This window comes from Paenibacillus sp. FSL R5-0810, from assembly GCF_038002285.1.
Classification (GTDB): Bacteria; Bacillota; Bacilli; order Paenibacillales; family Paenibacillaceae; genus Paenibacillus_AQ; species Paenibacillus_AQ lactis.
Genome location: NZ_JBBOCF010000001.1, coordinates 2,210,245 through 2,227,671 on the forward strand (window position 1 = coordinate 2,210,245; position 17,427 = coordinate 2,227,671).

General features: G+C 51.4%; 18 protein-coding genes. 2 read left to right on the forward strand and 16 right to left on the reverse strand.

Annotated elements, in window-relative coordinates; translation table 11 throughout:
• Window positions 1-42: 42 nt before the first annotated feature.
• The 7 genes from MKX76_RS09915 to MKX76_RS09945 form a co-directional block, all read right to left on the reverse strand.
• Window positions 43-756: a methyltransferase domain-containing protein gene (locus tag MKX76_RS09915; protein ID WP_007128336.1), complete on the reverse strand. Its 714-nt coding sequence runs from the start codon at window positions 754-756 to the stop codon at window positions 43-45.
• A complete protein-coding gene (locus MKX76_RS09920; RefSeq protein WP_007128337.1) occupies window positions 743-1,891 on the reverse strand; it encodes a type III polyketide synthase in 1,149 nt (382 codons plus the stop codon). The genes MKX76_RS09915 and MKX76_RS09920 overlap by 14 nt, the downstream gene beginning before the upstream one ends.
• Before the next feature lie 193 nt (window positions 1,892-2,084).
• The gene (locus MKX76_RS09925; protein ID WP_210095312.1) at window positions 2,085-3,107 is read right to left on the reverse strand and encodes a 2,3-butanediol dehydrogenase; all 1,023 of its coding nucleotides are present in this window, start codon (window positions 3,105-3,107) and stop codon (window positions 2,085-2,087) included.
• 19 nt (window positions 3,108-3,126) lie between these two features.
• Complete coding sequence (locus MKX76_RS09930; RefSeq protein ID WP_028404579.1) at window positions 3,127-3,735, reverse strand: TetR family transcriptional regulator; 609 nt, start codon at window positions 3,733-3,735, stop codon at window positions 3,127-3,129.
• A gap of 323 nt (window positions 3,736-4,058) precedes the next feature.
• Window positions 4,059-4,541, reverse strand: coding sequence for a hypothetical protein (locus MKX76_RS09935; protein ID WP_083832588.1), 483 nt, complete (start codon window positions 4,539-4,541; stop codon window positions 4,059-4,061).
• Complete coding sequence (locus MKX76_RS09940) at window positions 4,541-5,335, reverse strand: DUF3100 domain-containing protein (RefSeq protein WP_007128343.1); 795 nt, start codon at window positions 5,333-5,335, stop codon at window positions 4,541-4,543. The genes MKX76_RS09935 and MKX76_RS09940 overlap by 1 nt, the downstream gene beginning before the upstream one ends.
• The gene (locus MKX76_RS09945) at window positions 5,332-6,621 is read right to left on the reverse strand and encodes a M20/M25/M40 family metallo-hydrolase (RefSeq protein ID WP_341033659.1); all 1,290 of its coding nucleotides are present in this window, start codon (window positions 6,619-6,621) and stop codon (window positions 5,332-5,334) included. Before MKX76_RS09945 ends, MKX76_RS09940 begins: the two co-directional genes overlap by 4 nt.
• Before the next feature lie 497 nt (window positions 6,622-7,118).
• Here MKX76_RS09945 and MKX76_RS09950 point away from each other — a divergent pair, with 497 nt between their 5' ends.
• Window positions 7,119-8,402 carry a glycosyltransferase family 2 protein gene (locus MKX76_RS09950; protein WP_341033660.1) on the forward strand — a complete coding sequence of 428 codons (1,284 nt, stop codon included), beginning with the start codon at window positions 7,119-7,121 and terminating at the stop codon, window positions 8,400-8,402.
• 43 nt (window positions 8,403-8,445) lie between these two features.
• On the opposite strand, the gene MKX76_RS09955 is transcribed toward MKX76_RS09950, so the two are convergent.
• Together MKX76_RS09955 and MKX76_RS09960 are read right to left on the reverse strand one after the other, a co-directional pair.
• Window positions 8,446-8,646, reverse strand: a complete 201-nt coding sequence (locus MKX76_RS09955; RefSeq protein WP_007128346.1) for a hypothetical protein — start codon at window positions 8,644-8,646, stop codon at window positions 8,446-8,448.
• Between the two features lie 27 nt (window positions 8,647-8,673).
• Window positions 8,674-9,093, reverse strand: a complete 420-nt coding sequence (locus MKX76_RS09960; RefSeq protein ID WP_210095310.1) for a hypothetical protein — start codon at window positions 9,091-9,093, stop codon at window positions 8,674-8,676.
• 361 nt (window positions 9,094-9,454) lie between these two features.
• Here MKX76_RS09960 and MKX76_RS09965 point away from each other — a divergent pair, with 361 nt between their 5' ends.
• The gene (locus MKX76_RS09965; RefSeq protein ID WP_341033661.1) at window positions 9,455-11,938 is read left to right on the forward strand and encodes a glycosyltransferase; all 2,484 of its coding nucleotides are present in this window, start codon (window positions 9,455-9,457) and stop codon (window positions 11,936-11,938) included.
• Window positions 11,939-12,045: 107 nt separating this feature from the next.
• Here MKX76_RS09965 and MKX76_RS09970 read toward each other — a convergent pair whose 3' ends face one another.
• The 7 genes from MKX76_RS09970 to MKX76_RS10000 all read right to left on the reverse strand — a co-directional run bounded on the left by MKX76_RS09970 (window position 12,046) and on the right by MKX76_RS10000 (window position 17,418).
• Window positions 12,046-12,795 (reverse strand): glycosyltransferase, encoded by a 750-nt coding sequence (locus tag MKX76_RS09970; RefSeq protein ID WP_007128349.1) that lies wholly within the window; start codon window positions 12,793-12,795, stop codon window positions 12,046-12,048.
• On the reverse strand, window positions 12,761-13,495 hold the full coding sequence (locus MKX76_RS09975; protein ID WP_040738133.1) for a galactosyltransferase-related protein: 735 nt from the start codon (window positions 13,493-13,495) through the stop codon (window positions 12,761-12,763). Before MKX76_RS09975 ends, MKX76_RS09970 begins: the two co-directional genes overlap by 35 nt.
• A 30-nt stretch (window positions 13,496-13,525) precedes the next feature.
• Entirely contained in the window at window positions 13,526-14,632 is a 1,107-nt protein-coding gene (locus tag MKX76_RS09980; RefSeq protein WP_007128351.1) for a class I SAM-dependent methyltransferase, read from the reverse strand.
• A 39-nt stretch (window positions 14,633-14,671) separates the two neighbouring features.
• Complete coding sequence (locus MKX76_RS09985) at window positions 14,672-15,244, reverse strand: methyltransferase domain-containing protein (protein WP_007128352.1); 573 nt, start codon at window positions 15,242-15,244, stop codon at window positions 14,672-14,674.
• Window positions 15,244-16,233 (reverse strand): glycosyltransferase family 4 protein, encoded by a 990-nt coding sequence (locus MKX76_RS09990; RefSeq protein ID WP_007128353.1) that lies wholly within the window; start codon window positions 16,231-16,233, stop codon window positions 15,244-15,246. The genes MKX76_RS09985 and MKX76_RS09990 overlap by 1 nt, the downstream gene beginning before the upstream one ends.
• A 145-nt stretch (window positions 16,234-16,378) precedes the next feature.
• Window positions 16,379-16,903 carry a DUF3189 family protein gene (locus MKX76_RS09995; RefSeq protein WP_341033662.1) on the reverse strand — a complete coding sequence of 175 codons (525 nt, stop codon included), beginning with the start codon at window positions 16,901-16,903 and terminating at the stop codon, window positions 16,379-16,381.
• Between the two features lie 125 nt (window positions 16,904-17,028).
• Window positions 17,029-17,418, reverse strand: a complete 390-nt coding sequence (locus tag MKX76_RS10000) for a VOC family protein (RefSeq protein ID WP_007128355.1) — start codon at window positions 17,416-17,418, stop codon at window positions 17,029-17,031.
• Window positions 17,419-17,427 lie beyond the last annotated feature (9 nt).

Below are 17,427 nucleotides of genomic sequence, written 5' to 3' on the forward strand. Positions count from 1 at the left end.
ACCGATGGATTTACGATCTGCTACCGTGAGTCGCTTGGCACCTCATATCTTGGGGATGACAACGGAATATCGGAACAGAGGCCTCCATTCGTAAGTCATCGTCTCGTGTGCCAATTGCCGTTTCAGCTGCTCCCAATCGCTTCCGTTAAAGCCCTTGGCCACTGACAACGGTCCATCATGCCTAATGTACCGGTTGCGGGAAATGAGACGCGTTGCCAACCAAACCGCTGCATAGGACAGCCGATGCCGATGGATATCATTGATCACGACTCCGTGGACGGAGGCCCGCAGCATGTGGGATACGATATCGATCAGCTGCTCGCCGTCAAAATGATGAACGAACTGAGAGCCTGTCACAATATCAGCCGTGGCTTCGGGGAGCTCCTTCACGTCCGCACGCTGTACCCGTACCCTTGGTTCCCTGCTGAATAACCGTCTGGCCTCCTCGCATGCTTCCTCCGTCAGATCAACCAGGGTAATCGTCAACTGGATCCCCTTTCGTTCGGACCATCGGATCAGCTTCCGGTTAATATCGCCTGAGCCTGCCCCTACATCCAGAATGCTGAGCTTGCCTGGACTTCCGATGCGCTTCCATAATTGATCCACCCCGGTCAGCGTGGGTCCCGGCGCAGCAAACAGTTTGTTCAGCCGCCTTAAATGCTTGAGTGCCTCGCTTAATTCTTCGCCGCCCCGGGAAAAGTCATCCATCAGCTCTTCTTCCTGCGCCCGCATGGACAATGGTCTAAAGAAGGACATGGTCCTGCTCACTTAAGGATGAAGAATATGCTGGAACGTAGCTAAAGCGCATAAGCTCTGCCGTCAGTCCGGGTCCGAATGCCATGGCAATCCCTTCTGTAGAGGCTTCATTCCGGTTTTTCATATCCATGCGCATGGCGTTCAGCACGAACATAATGGTGACGGAAGACAAATTGCCTGCCGTCCTTAAAACCTCTCTGCTGTAGTGTGTCTGTTCATCGCTTAGACGCATCACATCCTGTACCGCATCGACGATGCCTCTTCCTCCAGGATGGATCGCCCACAGCTCAGGGAGCTGGTCTTCATGGAGCAGGAGTCGAAGCTCTTCCTCGAGATGAGCAGCCAGCAGCTTAGGAATTCGGGGAGATAAATAAAGATCGAAGCCAATATCCCCAACCTCCCATGTCATGTCCTCCGTTGAGTCCGGGAGAAGTACCGAGTAGCCGTAGCCCAGCTTCAGAACATGCTGATGCCAAGCCTCCGGGCAGCCGATGACGCAGGCGGACGCTCCGTCCCCGAAGAACGAAGCGGCAAACAACGCCTCCCTCTCCTTCACCGGCTGAAAATGAAGCGTACATAGCTCCACGCATACAATCAGCACATGGGCACTCGGGTCACCCTGAACGACATCCCGCGCCATCTGAATCGCTTTCAGCCCGGCGGCGCAGCCCTGGAAAATCAATGGCAGCCGATTGACCCGAGGCGATAGACCTAAGTGCCGAATCAGCATAATATCAAGACCCGGTTGAAATTGCCCCGTACAGCTGACCGTAATCATATGTGATACTTTTTCACGGGAAATGCCGGCATCGTTCAATGCCTGCTCAGCAGCCTCCAATCCAAGCGGAAGCGCCTCTCGCTGATAGGTACGCATTCGCTCCTCCGTGGACGGTACGTCCATTTCCTCGCGGAGCGGCAAATAACGGCAATCCTCAAGCGGCCCCAAGTAATTGGGTTCACAGGTATACCGTCTCTCTACGCCGCATGACTTGAACACCCTTTTCGCAAATCGGGCCAAATCCGGTCGATCCTGCAAAGATGAGGCTATTAAATCCGCAATATCGGACTGGGCAACCGAATGGGCGGGCAGGGCTGTCCCCATCCCCAGAATCGCAATATCGGTCGATGATCTCACTTCGCCAACCTCCTGTACAAACTTGGAATGTATTCATGGTATACCCTATTTCGGACATATTGAATTCCAAATTTCGAATATGGATAGGGTTAGGATATCCCAATGAGGTTGAATCGTATCCAGATCGAACCAATTTATCTTAAAACCAAAAAAAGCCCTGCCATAGAATAGGATCCATGACAGGACTGTTCGTTTATGACAATTGCATATCCACTAAAATTTTGCATTGCTTTCGGTCACTAGCAAGGGCCTCAAAGCCTTTTCCAACAATGTCTTCAAGCGGGATGAGACTTGTAATGACCTTATTTCCATCGATGATGCCGCGAGCGAGCAGCCGGATCACCTCAGGGAACAAATTGACATAAGCGTATGACCCGGTAATTTTCGCTTCGGTTTTTACAAAGCTGTTCGGACTGAAGGTAACCGGCTGTTCCCATAGGCTCACCACCTTAAACTCTCCGCCTTTTCGAACCGCGCTGACACCGCTTAAGAATGTGGCCTGAACGCCGGCTGCATCAAAGGCCACATCGACTCCGCCGCCCGTCAGTTCCTTGATTTGTTGAACCGCATCGGCTTCGACCGGATGGATAACATGGGTTGCACCGAGCTCCAGCGCTTTCTCCCGGCGTTCATCGGAAACCTCAACGACAATGATTTCGCTTGCTCCCGCCGCCTTTACCGCTTGAAGAAGCAGCAGCCCGATAGGACCCGCACCGAAAATAGCTGCCGTATCGCCAAGTCGCAGGGTGCTTTGCCGTACGGCATGCACCGCTACGGCTGTAGGCTCGACAAGCGCGCCAAGCTTTACGTCCATTCCTTCCGGAAGCTTAAACGCATTTTGCTCTCGTACAACCGCATATTCCGCGAAGCCGCCCGACAGCGAATAGCCGTAACCGCTGCTGTTCGTGCACAGGTTGGCCATTCCTCTTCGGCAATTGGCGCAATGCCCGCAGGCAATCAGCGGTTCAACGGCCACCTTGTCACCTGGCTGCATTTCCGTAACGCCCTCGCCAATTTCAACGACCGTGCCGGAGAATTCATGTCCAAGCACCGGCTGTGTCCGGATCGGAAAGGTCCCTGCCATATATTCATGCATATCGCTTCCGCAAATGCCTGCATAATCGACCTTGATGAGCACGTGGCCTGCTTCAAGAGACGGAACAGATGTCTCTTCAACCCGAATGTCTTTCGCTCCGTAAATTTTTGCTGCTTTCATGGTGTTATCCCCTTTGATGTTATCTTGAATGCAAACCGTGCAAGACCAGGCGAATGATATGCTCCGCCGCCTGCGCTGCATCGTCCTCTACAGGCGGCAAATCGCTGAACACCGGCTCGAGAAACGGAATCTGTCTGGAAAAAATAACGGCACCCATCACAAAATGCACGGCATGTACAATCGATTCGTAATGAAGCTCCCCTTGCCTCTTGCCTGCCTCCAATATCGCCCTTAGATGCTCCCATGACGGGTAATAGGCGTTCGATAGCATCCGCAGCCGGGGACTTTGCATCATCATTTCCTGCTGCAGGATATGAATAAGCTCTTCGTTCTCGTAACGGTAGGCAACAAATCCGCGAATAAACTGTTTAAGCGCCTCAACCGGTTCCTCCAAATGGAAGGACAACTTGGCAAAGTGCTCGTTAAGCGGCTCAAACAGCGCATATAGCAGCTTGTCTTTTCCTCCGAAATGGTAGGATACAAGCGCTAAGGCTACGCCGGCTTCGTCGCAGATATGCCTGACGCTGGTGCCTTCAAAGCCCTTACCGGCAAAAAGCTTCCTGGCCGCCCCCAAAATTTTCTCTTTGACGTCCTTTTCCTGAGCCTGCTGCTGTTCTTCGTTTACCATCGATCTCCATTTCCTGTCTTCATGTATTTGCGATTCTCTATTTCGATAAGTTGCATTTTTAATTTTGAACGATCGTTTTGAACAAGTGTTCAAGCAGCTGCAAATTCATTCTACTCCTCGTTTTTTTGCCTGTCAAATCATCTTTTACAAGCGTGCGTTACCAAAATCTATAAAGGCTTCGCATATTCCCAAATGTTTTTGCTGGGCTTGATCGGCGATAAACCGAAGGAAGTGGATTAAGGACATGTTGCTATCCTCCGCAAGCAAAAACAACCCGCCTTATCGATGGATAAGGCGGGTTGTATCTAAAATTCCCATGGATGTTATTTTCCCGATAAGTAAAGACCGAGCTCCGACAGTAGAGCACTCCCTACATAGGTTCCTGTAAATACGAAGACCGCAACAATTGCGACCCGCCATGACGTTTTGCGCAAATCGGCCAGCCGGTCGGCAACGGAGATGCCCGCGAAAGCCAAAATCGGCGTCGTAATGGAAAGAAAATTGACATTGGCAATAGCATCAACGAATACGTCCGATATGAGGCAGCAAATGAGCGAAACGATGGATACCCACCCAAGGACCGGGAACTCCTGCAAGAACTTTACCGGCACTTTCTTCATTAACGTTGAGATGATGACCCCGATAAAGGAAAAGAGCCACAATACGGCCAAACCGGTAATCGTTCCGAATGTAATATGGCCTTCGCCGCTCTTAATGAACTTCATCTGTTCCGTAAACAGGATGAGACTGACGCTGAGCAGGAGGACGAGGGCGTATTTAGCATATTTATTCATGCCGGTGCTCATCATTTATCACCTCTGACTAACAATTTGTACATGAACCGCTGCAGCGGCACCGCCAGGAATACCATCGTGTAGGTTCCCAGGAAGCTTGTAAGCAGCTGGCTCGCTGCTGCATAGCTGTTGATGGTTTGTTCCATATCAGGCGCCGTTGCGATCAGAGCTGATGATGAGCCTGTCATCATGCTGGCCGATCCGACCCCGGAAGCCATCGCCAGCGCTTCGATCGAGAAGCCGGAGGCATGCATAATAGGAGCAATAATGCTGAAGAACAACGTACCGAACAGGGTGCCGATAATATACAAGGAAAGGACGCCCCGCCCTTCGTCGGAGTCGAGCGTATACTTTTCGGATATGTAGGCCAGCTCGCCTTCACGCCCGAGTCCCAGCGTCGAGCCGATCGCTTCTCTCCGCAGGCCGAGCAGAATGGCGATCGGGAGTCCGAGCAGAATCGTCCCCAGATTTCCGATTTCCTGGATGATGAACACCCAGCCGACCTTTAAAATTTCCTCGATCCTCGGAGCGACATCCGCGCCGTATCTTGCCATAAGCGGCAGCATGATGAAAATCAAGTACTTGCTTGAGAAAGCGACATTCGCTTCGCTGTATATTTTCTTCATGAACCCTTTGCGGAAGATCGACAAACCAAGGATCATTGTAATCAATATCGCGAACACGAGCGGCAGCAAACTTATTTTAACAGACCCGACCTTTACCGCCTGAATCCCGATAAATTCGGAAACCGCTATGACGATCAGTACGAATGCGAGTAAATAGATGAATGATTGTTTCGACTTCATGCCTTGACCTCATTTCCGTTTATCGGCTTTGCACTTACAATGGACTCTAGCAGCTGCTCGTATTCGGCGAAAGATCTCCGGTACAGCTTCGAGCGATCGATTCGGCCGTTCATCCCTTCAAGCACCTGGGTCAGAAATCTCGGGAACACCTCATAAATATATTCGGGGTCAATATCTTTGAAATCATCCCCGTGAATCGTACCCGTAAAGCCGCTGTAACCGATTTGTATGCATGGCATCATAAAAGCCAGATCCCCGATATCGCCCGCTGCGCTGATGGCATTGTTGTTCCAGATCGCCTCGATTTCATCATTGCGCTGGAATGCTTCCATTACAAATTCCGACAAATATCGATCCTGAACGAACGGCAGATATCCCATCTGCGTCTTGATCTCAACCTCGCCCTGCAGCGCCAGCGCGCTCCCTCTCGCCGCATCGTCCATCTTTTCTGCAGCTTCCTTCATATACTCCACCGAAAGAGTCCGCAAGTCACTTCCGACCGTAATCCGGTTCGGAATGACATTCGTCGACATATCCGAATCAAGGACGATCGGATTCATTCGAACCTTCTCGCTGTCTTTCATTTGCTGCCTGCTGAGCCCGAGCGCCACATTGAACAGCGTTGACATACTGTAAGCATTTTTGGCGGAGAACGGATCAAACCCGGCATGCGTGGCTTTACCCGTAAATGTATACTGCTTGTACAAGAAGCCTGCCAGGTCGCAGTTAATTTCGATCGTACGCTTGTCGAACTCGCCGCCCATGGCGTGCACGCACAGCCCGATATCGATATCGTCGAAGACCCCAAGCTTCATCGCTTCGGGTTTTCCGCCGTAATACGAAATTGTTCCTTTCTTAAGGATCTCATCCCGGTAGGCAAGATCCAGGTACTCTTCCGCGGGAACGAAAATGAACGTCAGCGTATAATCAAGATTTTCATAAGCCTTGGTCTCCACGTAGTGCTTGTACAATGCAAGCGCAATCGCCACCTGAGTGTAATGTCCGCAATTATGCGCAGCGCCGGTCGCCGGATCGGAACGCCAGTGGGAAGGTGCATAAACGGCGTCAAGCTCCGCAATGAAGGCGATGTTGAGCGGTTTCCCGGCTCCGAGCGAGGTCCGTAGCCCCGTCGTGCTGAACGTCTGAAGCTCGGCTTCAGGATTTACTTTCTTCAAGAATTCTTCAACCAGCCCGCTTGTCTTGAATTCTTTGTACCCAAGCTCGGGATGTTCGAATATCGTCCGGGCGATCTGCGCAATTTCTTCGTACTGCTCCTTAAAACTCATAGCTGCCTCCTTCATGATGAAATAATCCTAATGTTATTTTAATTCCTTTGATTATGTCAATAATAATCACGTTATATTATTTTTCTATAAACTTTATAGTGAAATGAAATAAGATACCGGTTATGCCAGTCTCCATATATCGACGATTGATCGCTAAATGGAAGATACTGTAATCCCTATCAGTTATGAAACCTCACATTCATGGACGATGAATATCGTCAAGCTTTATACAATGTGTTTTAGACTCCTCTTGGCGGGCATCGCTATGCTTCTTTTTTTTGCATCAACTACTATTTTGTCCTCGCATTCGTTGTTCACTCCTCGATTTCTGCACTTATGCATGATTCGCCTGCGCCCCATGCAAGGTTGCTGTTGGAGATTGAAACAGCCCCCAAATCCCTCTTCACCTGCGTGTCACTTGGGCATTTGCTGCATACAATGGTTAACGTAGCATGAAAGAACCGATTCAATAACCACCGATGGGAAAAGGAGACTTCATGATCGCTTTTATCATTTCTAGGGGAAGTCATTCAGGAACCCTCCAGACGGAAAAATCCCTGAAAGCTGTACTGCCTGATTGGGAAGTGATCACGATCCCCGAAACAGGCACAGCCGATCGATTGAATCAATCGCTTCAAAGCTATGACGAAGCGTTTTTTCTCACCCTGCATGGCGGCGATATCCTCCGGCCCGAATTTATGGAACAGCTTCAAGCCTGGTCGCAAGAGCTGCAGGACGGGGATGGCGGAATCGTCATTCAGCCTCGACGATCGTACACAACGCGAACCCAGGACACGATCCAAGATTGCGCGGTTCTATGGCGGACCTCGGCGGTGCTGACTGGCACGTGCCCGGGATTGGCAGAACGAAATTTCATGCCCTTCGATCCATTGGTGCTCTATGACCAATATGTCCGGATTAGGCATGCTTATCGTTGGAAAATGGTCAGCACAGACGCTTATATTCCCGCTAGAGCCTATCCTGAACGGCCTGCCAGAAATCCTGAGGTGGAAGCCAGAGAGCTTATGCCGATCATCCTGCGCAGCCAGACTCGGGTAGAAGAGCGGCCGGAGGTTTTATTTTCCCCTGTCATATCGGTCGTGATCTGCACCTACAATAACGCCGATTATCTGCCCTGGGCTGTCCGTTCCGTTATGGCCCAGAATGATCCTGCATGGGAGCTCCTAATCATTGATGACGGATCGACCGATGCAACCCCGTCGTATTTGAAGACGCTGCAGGAGGATTCGCGAATTCGCTGTTATAGGCAGCACCGAAACGTTGGTAAAGCCGCCTGCCTGAATACGGCCCTGCAAAGGGCCCGCGGCAAGTGGCTGCTGGAGCTGGACGCCGACGACTGGCTGGCGCCGGAGTGCTTGGCGCGTCTGTCAAAAGAGGCCCTAAACTCGGAGGATTCAGGGGCGATCTACGCGGACCATTATGAATGGACCGAACGCAGAAGCGGAGAGCTGGTCTTCCGTGGCGTCAAGAAACCGCCGGAAGCGCTCTCCCGTCAATGGCTTCTAGAAGAAGGACCTGCCCTGGCTCCCCGGATGTTCCGTGTCGGTCTGTTAATCAAGCTTAACGGATGGAGCACTTCGGTGCCGCAAGGAGGAAGATTATACGAGGATATTGAATTGTTGGCCCGGCTCGCCCTCGAAGAAACGATCCGCTACCTCCCACTGCCGCTTTATCACCGGCGAATTCGAAGCGGCAGCATGACGCGAATGCATGAGCGCCTTTATAAACCGTGGAGCCGGTCCATGTCGGCCAATACGTAACGACATACGTAATGGCGACCCTCGCTCCCTTTAAAAGCACAGCTTAAGGCAGGATGCGGATGAACGTGATGTTATTGCTGAATACCGTCACCACTTCCGCTGCAGGGATATAGCTGGTGCTTGCGATCTCGATCGTCACGATCCCGTCGGCGGCCGATGCCAGCCTCCCTTGCAGAAACTGTCCCGGCTGGACGAGTTCAACGGATCTCCCGATGAAACTTCTTAACGCCTCAATGAAGTTCATGGATAAACTCCCCTCCCATTATCGTATTCAGACAACGGACAACACGTTGCGAAGCGGGACGAATACAATGCTTCCGTCTGCCTCCCGCAATTGAACGAAATCTTCCCCGACCAGGATAATCGTACCGAACAATGTCCCAGCCGGGGTCTCGATCGTTGCGAGAGTTCCAACCCTTGCCCTTAAGAAGGATACGATGCCTCCTTGGGCGGGTGTCAGAGCGTCTACCCGATTCTGAAGCGCGTTCACTTGAACGGACAAGCGATCCACATGCTGTCTGAGAAGTCCCAGTTGGTCCGCCAGTCTTGCCAGCCTCGCGACCACGAACCTTTTCAGTCGCACCCAATGCTTTTGAAGGGTGCTTTTTTTCCTTTTACGGAGTGACGAATTTCTGCTCCGGACGGCTGGAATGCAATCGGAACGGTATACAAAAGTTCTGCGCAATTTCACGGCCTCTACCCCCTTCACTTGGTCATGAGTACAATATGTCGGCGCGGCGCAAGTGGAAACCTGTCGTTCTAAAGATAGTCAAATGACCTACCGATCTGTCCACTATTAGAAAGAATGCCAGGGCCCCCTACCCATTCGAGTGCAAAAATGGTGATCTACCCAAGCGGAAGTCCATATGGATACATAATTTAAGACCATAGACAATCGCGTAGGGAGGAGAATGGTGTTGAACAGACCACGGAAGAGGTCCCGGAAGCCAATAAAAAAACGAGTGTCTCTATCGGTTAAGAAACTTGGAAAACGCAACAGATCCATTCGTAATCGCAGGCTGAATGTCCCGTTTCCACTTCCGAGCACCTCTATGCATCTGAAGCCACATACGGCCCAGCCGCTGCCTCTAAGCCCTGTTGGCGTGTCCCAAGGTAAGCAGCAGAATCGATCGGAAGCTGTGCAAATACGCTCAAACCCGCCGGCAGGAGCGCGCGGGGAATATGACGTGCTGCGGTTTCCGGTAATTGATTGGGACTTCCGGTGGCAAAGGCCTCAGCAAATATCGGAGCAATTCGCCCTTCATGGCCACAGGGTATTTTATATAACGACCGACATCGCAGTGCTTCCAATGGAAGAACCCGTTTATGAAGATGTGGCGCGGCATGTCGGAATTAAACGGATCGAGCCGAACATATGGCTCATTACGCTCTGTGCCACCCGCAAGCTGAATCTGTACAGAGACCTGATGAATGAGACGGATATCCGATATCTTAGCTGGTCCATCGATTATGTCCGGGCTCGCTTTCGGATAGAGCATCTTGTTTCGATCGTCGACCTTCCGTTCTGGACACCGCTCGTAACAGCCATCGGCAATCACAAGCTCGTGTATGACTGCATGGACGAACATCAAGGATTCTCTACCAATGACAAAGCCATACTGAGCCAGGAGGAGCAATTAGTACACAGCGCCGACTTGGTTGTGGCCTCATCCCAGGCATTGTATGACCGAATGAAGGAACTTCATCCTTCCACCCTGCTTCTGCGCAATGCGGCGGATGCTTCCCATTTTTACAATCCTATGCCCGTCGCACCGGAGCTCACGTCGATTCGGGGACCGGTCATCGGGTACTATGGAGCGATTTCCGATTGGTTTGATATCCGGCTCATTGGCCAACTGGCAGCACGAAGGCCGGATTGGACATTTGTCCTGATCGGGCACACGTTTGGGTGCGACACATCTGTCGTTGAGAGCCTCCCGAACGTCATGCTCCTTGGCGAGAAGCCATATGAACGGCTTCCATCCTACCTCCACCGCTTTGATGTTGCCTTGATTCCTTTTCTGGAAAACGAGCTTACCCGCGCAACCAATCCGGTGAAGCTCTATGAATATTTGGCTGCAGGCAAGCCGGTTGTTTCCACTTATCTGCCTGAGCTGGAAACCGTCGCGGCCGGATTAACGCTCGTCGCCCGTACGCCTGAAGACTTCGAACAAGCGATCGAACGATCCCTGCAGCAGCAGGGCCCCCGAGAGGTCCAAGCCAGAATGCAATTTGCGCGGTCTCATACATGGGAAATGAGATATATAGAGCTCCATGAGCAGATCTTGTCAAGGCTGTTCCCGAAGGTGAGCGTTGTCATTTTGACGTACAACAACTGGGCTTACACGCGCCAATGTCTGACCAGCCTCCAGAAGCCGGGCCGTTATCCCAATATGGAGGTCATTGTTATCGATAACGGTTCCACGGACGAAACCAGGCAGCGCCTGGCCGAACTCGATTCCGATCTGTTCCGGATCATGTTTTCCTCGACCAATCTCGGCTTTGCCGCAGGGAATTCCCTGGGATGCCGCAAAGCCAGCGGCGAATATATCATTCTGCTGAACAATGATACCATCGTACCCGATGGGAGCTGGATCAGGCGGTTGATCCACCCTTTGGCGATTGACCCGGATCTTGGCATGACCGGACCTATGTCTAATCATGTGGGTAACGATCAGGCCGTGGACCATTTCGTCGGCAATCCGGTAGAAGGCGCCCATTCGGATTGGCTGCGCGATTTTTACGAGTTTTATGAAGGAGGGAGTCGGTATACCGATCTGCTTGGCTTCTTCTGCGTAGCCATAAAACGCAGCGTGATCGAACAAATCGGAGACTTGGACAGCAATTATGGGGTCGGCATGTTTGAGGACGATGATTATTGCGAGCGGGTCAAGCGGGCCGGTTACAAACTGGCAATCATCGAGGACGCCTTTGTTTATCACCATGGCAGCGCCACGATCAAAAAGCTGAAGCCGGGCGAGTATGATCAGCTTTGGCGCAACAACAAGTCCTATTATGAACGGAAATGGAATAAAGTCTGGCAGATGCCTAAACCGCCGGAAAATCGGTTTTCCGGGGCAGTATCTTCTGAGGAAGTGGCCTCGAGGCTTGCGAACATTACCGTCGAGTGCGTACTGGTGCTCGGAGAGCGCGAGTGGAGTCGTCAGGATCCCAGATGGAAGCGGATCGTTAAGCAGCTCGCCGCCGATCGGAAACGTATCATCGTGGTTCACTTGATGAAATATCATCAACAAGATGTCATTGGCATACGGAAAGCCGGTCCGCAGGTTTATTTCACGAATCGGCTGGATTTGTTCAGCCGTGTCCGTTTCGATAGCGTAATCTATTGCGGCGAAACCGAACAACAGCCCGATGTCCATGCGCGGCGTGAACTTATCGACGGCCCCTCCTACCATGCACACCAGCTGCGCGATTTGACTGCAAAGCTCGAGAATGCCGAAGTGCTGGAAGAACTTTGCCCTGCCCAGCTGGCACGGGGATCGATTGGGTCCAAGGAGCCCCAGCCCAGCTCGTGACTTCAAGTCCACCAAGCATAATAAAGCCTTCGTCATCCCGGACCGGATTGCAGCGGTTCCGGGATGCGAAGGCTTATTCGTATTACGTTAATATGACATTCCGTTCTTTATTGTGCATCAGCATGAAGATACCGCTGTATAACCTCCGGATGAGTGCCCGTGAACGGCAACGTTGCGATGCTGTATTCGTCATGCGCAAAATTCCAGTCCGGTTCCCCCTCGTTGGTCAGAAGGTTGACATCTCCGCGCCGATTATCGTTGAACTTGATTTTTTTGCCGAGAGCGTAATGGTAGTGATAAATATTCACATCGATCCGGCTGCGCGGCACGCTCCATATGCTCTGGCCCCCGCTTGCTTCAAGCGTGCAGTGATGCCTCTCCTCGCGATACTTTATGCCGATCTTCGCTCGCCACATTCGGGTAATATCGTTGGACCACCGCTCATCCCCCGGACTGTTCACACGGAGTGTCCAGGGATCGCCCCAGAAGTTGACGAATGGAAACTGAAAAATATCCGCATCGGTTCGACGCATCAGCTCAGGCAGAACTTCGATGAAACGGTCGTCGACCATTTCATCGATATCCAAATTCATGATCCAATCACCGGTCGCCTGTTCGATCAAAAAGTTGCGGACCTTCGATTCATTCCAGTCCTCCGTATAGGGCAGACCGGTTTGGTGCATATGATACAAGCGAATGGGAAGATGGCGCTTGTATTCCTCGATCAGCGGCACTGAACGGTCCGTGCTGCCGCCATCCACCATAATGATTTCATCCGCGTAAGCTGCAGCGCTTTCCAAATAAAGCGGTATGAACGTCTCTTCATTCAGTACCGGGACGATCAATGACAATCGCATCCCTGTCAGACTCCTTCCTTTTTTCCTGAATCAGCCGTCTCATTTCTTCCGGTTTGCCAAGTGCGGCCTTGTACCGATGATAGAGCGCATAATTGGACTCATAATTCGGATTTCCCTCAGGTCCCACAAACGGGTGCCAGAAATGCAGCAGATTCCCTTCCAGCCGAATATGCTTTCCGATAATCGTATCCAGGGAATAGGCAAAAGCCTCATCCTCCCCGCCCCATCCCACAAACCGCTCATCATACCCCCCGACAGCCTCGAAGGCGTTCCGGGTAACAAGGTTTAAGCCCCCGACAAACAAACGGGCATCGTACGGAAGCGTTTCAAGCTCTATCTGAAGCGGCCAACCGATCTCCGCACGCAGAATGCTTTGGGAGTTATTCAGGGTCAGTCGAGTAATGCTGGTAAACGGAATGATCCATTCATGATCCTCCAGCCCACGCACAGCCTCTTTCATCATTTCCGGATCATAGATCAAGTCCCCGTCCGCAATAATGAACCGGTCGCCATTCGCCAACGCCGCAGCCTTGTTGATCGCTTTGGAGCGGCTGAACCGCTCGTGCTCCATCAGGTCTCCGACACATACTTCGGCCCCTGGCAGCAGACGCCTGTAGAACTCCTTTACGTAGCGAAAAGCTTCGTCCCGAGGACCTCCATCCGGCTGATACGGTATCAGCACAGAAATGCCTTCGAACATCGTGCTCACCCCTTCGCCTCAGTTAGGTAATCATTTCTGAAACACGCCGAGCTCCCGCAGCTTGCCGGTTCCGAACGTGTCGGCGAGCTTCTCATATCGTGTGAAGCCGGTATTCTCCAGGATCAGCCTCTTCTCCTTACGAGGATCGTCTCCGGATTCCCAGAAGAGCAGCTGCTCGACGGATTGATCCAATTTATCAAGAAACGCTCGGCATACCTCTTCATTCTTCATGACATGATAGAAAACGGTCAGCATAATTCCGATATCATAGCTCCCAATGCTGGCACCTTCGAAAGGCTTCGGAATCCATTGAAAATGCGTATGCTCCAAATCGTTCAACGCCTTCAGCATCCGGCAATGATCGGCATCATGTTCAATACCTGTCACGGAAGCCCCCTCGCGGGTAAAGCAGCGTGCATGATACCCGATATTACAGCCGATATCGACAACGCGGGTTCCGCGCAAAGGAGACACTCCCAAATAACGCATCATATAATCGAGTCTGGTCGGGTATACACGGTCTCTCTCACTGCTCCAATAATAAAACTCCGGATGCAGGATCGGCGTATAGATTAGCTGTCGCTGCTGGTCTTGGATCGTAGCGCGGACCGCTCCGGCCTGATCCTCATTGAGCCACTGTGCATAGTCTGATGAGCTCATTTCCAAATATACCCGGCGAAAGCCGAAGACGTACAGGAAGGCGGCTCGGTGATGACCGTCCTTGATATTGAAATATCCCGCAGGATTATATCGCGCTTGTATGGGATGATCCATGAAAAAGCTGCTATTTCTGAGGAGTTCATTCCTCATATTAATGAACTCCATCTGCTTCTGACGGAGCACCGCCTCCCTGTCCGGAGCTTTCAGCCCTCGGGTCGTGTAGATCTTATCGTGCCATTCCAGATAGGCTTCGGGAGAACTTTGATGCCCCATGAAATACGAATATAGGTCCCGATGAGGCGTAAAGCGCATAATGGATATATCGCTATGCAGCAAATGATGCTCGAACCATGCATCCGTAATATGATCAATCCTATGCTCCGTACTTGATGATTTCACATCGGTATCCGTAAATACTAGCTCAATCGGCACGGAGCATACCACCTTATGCGGGTTCATGCTGGTTTGATCAGCCATTCCAAGTTGCTCCTCTCACCCATTCGTCTCGGTTTAGGCTCAGTGAAGCAGACTTCCTTGCAGCAGCATCGTTGCAAAGTCGCGGCCAATGTAATCCTTGAACATCTTTTTTTCCACGACCGGATATTTTTGAAAGTCCGCTTCATTCCAATCGCTGCGGTGGGTTTCATATTCATTGCCATACTCGCTTCCTTGCGGCCAATCCTGCCCGATCGGAATATTAAGCAGGACATAACGGCTGATCTCCAGACAAGATCGCAGAAGCTCATCGCCCCGCCGTTTCGTAAAATGCTCAAGAACATCGCCTAGAATAATCAAATCGTACTTTCTCTGCTCCTTCTGAGTCACTAAAAAGTCGTAGGCTTCCGTACGGTAAATCCGGTTATAGAAGAAATCGTGATAATCGTCGATGCTTCGCTCGAACACCTCAATCCCTTCGATGGTTGTCGTCCATTGCTCCCGGAACACCCTTCCCTGCCATACATCGAGAAACTCGCGGCATATCATGCCCCAGCGCCCAAAGCCCACGCCGACATCAAGCACGCTAGACGGCGCCACCCTGCGGATAAGCTCCACGCAATACGAAATATTTTGCCAATTCGAGGTTCCCATCACTTCACCTCCGTTCGGTTAAACAGATGGGATAACCAGCGCCTTGCCCCTGATTCGATGTTCCAGTTCAACTCTACGTTGTTCCGGCACTGTTGACCGATCAAGTTCAGCTCTTCCCTATGATGCATCCAGTGCTCAATGGCGTGGATGAAATCAAGCGGATGATCGGTTTTTAGAATGAGAGGATATAAATCAGAGCCGGCGGCTTCCATAATGTATCCGACGTCCGTAGACAGAACCGGCGTGCCGCAGGCAAAAGCCTCCAGCGCCGGCGCCCCGCCGCCTTCACTCGATGAGGTGATCAGAAGAAGATCAATGGAGCGGTAAAAGCGCGGCATATCTTCATAGGCATACGCTCCGCTTGTTTCCACGAGCTGGATTCCCGGATGACGGTCAAAATACTGCTTAATCGGTTCAACGAGCGAATGATAGTTTTTCGACTTCTTCCCCTTGTCGCCGGCCCACCCGATCACAAACGGTTGATCTGGACCACGGACGGATTCCGCGGGGGTAAAATGCAACGTGTCGACAAAATGTCCGATAAAATCGATACGTGCTTGAGGAACCAAATCCTGAAGAGCAGCCGTCAGCCTGCGGTTCATGGCACCGATGACGGGAATGCGGGAAAGCACCAACCGAAGGAATTCAGGGTCCGGAATGATCGGATCCATCCATTCCCGAAAGGCTTCATAATTTCGAGTGAAATAATAATAAGAAACGGCAGCGGAAGAATCGACTCGGATATGCTTGAAGATCGCCCAGGCGGCAATTCCTAAGCACATCGAGCTGATAACGCAATAACGCTGATTGATTTCTTGGGCGCCGACGGATTCAACGAGCTTTTCTGCTTCAGCAAACGACATCAGCTCGAGATTCGGATGATAACGCTGCAGAACCCGGGCTGTTTTCCCCAGAATCCACCAGTCTACATCGTACAGCAGAAGATCTTTTGGCAGTCTGACTCCCCCTTTATCCTTTACGTTCGACATGCCTCCTTTTTGGATTATATTCGAGGGTGTATCCCCTAGTTACGTGATGGACAAAATTGATGAATCGGTCTATTTCATCGGACAAATCGGTTAACCTCTCACTTGAAAGGCATCAAAAAAAGACCCTGACGGATCAAGGTCTTTGTTACTGTCTTTTACGTTTAAAATGTTGGTTGTCGAGAATGATCACCGAATCCGTGGCTGCCCTGGCCGCCGCCGTCTCCTTCGTGTGAAGCACGAGCTCATAAATCGTCCTGCAGCATTGCTGAGCCCCATTAACCAGATACGGAACGCCAATCACATCCAATTTCAGTCCCCGGGACAGAAATCCTCCAATGCTCATCATCATCGGCACGGTAGGCGACGTATTGGAGAAAATGATCGGTTCATCGTTCTTGAATTTATCCTGAAGCATGGAAGCCATATGAACCATTGCCGGGAGGACGGCTTTGGAATTTCCCTTTCCAACCGTGTATACCGGATTTCCGTCCTCATCCAGTCCACGAAAGATAAGCTTGCCCATATCTGAAGCCGTGAGCTGATTGAAATAATCAACGGCCAATATTTCTTCCTTTGTAAGCTTCCGGTGCGTCGGCAGCTTATTCAAATGGTAAGCGGCCGCCAGCGACGTCGTATGGGTCCCGCCGTAATCGTGGTATATGAAGATCATCCCGCCGTCCCTCCTGCCTAGGCTATTAAGTATATTATTGCCAAACAGGTGGTTCTCATTCGCCAGTATCGGCGTTCCGATATTCTGCAGCTCATGGACGGGGCCAGCGGGAAACCTTCACGATTTCATTTACTGGCGATCGTTCGGATCCGTTCTCTCTCTTCATCTTTGTTCAGATATTCAAATAAGCCGATTCGATTCCCCCATGGATCGGTAAACGTTCCCCATTTAACAGGAACTTCATCCCGAGTGTAGATGGTGAAGCTCTCCGTCTTTAAATGCTGGGCAAGACGTTGGCGCTCCCGTTCGATATGTTGTACACCTAAACGGATCGGACCGCTCCCCGGAGCCGGTTCGCCTTCCGCTACCTGAAGCCAGCACCCGGGAATCAGCTCCCATTCTGCAAATCCTTCATGGGGAATAAAATCAGGCTCCCGGTTCATCAACGTTCGGTACCATTCCAGCCCCTCCGGATAATTCGCAACGCGAACCTGTATCGTTATTTCAAAAATCACACGGTTACC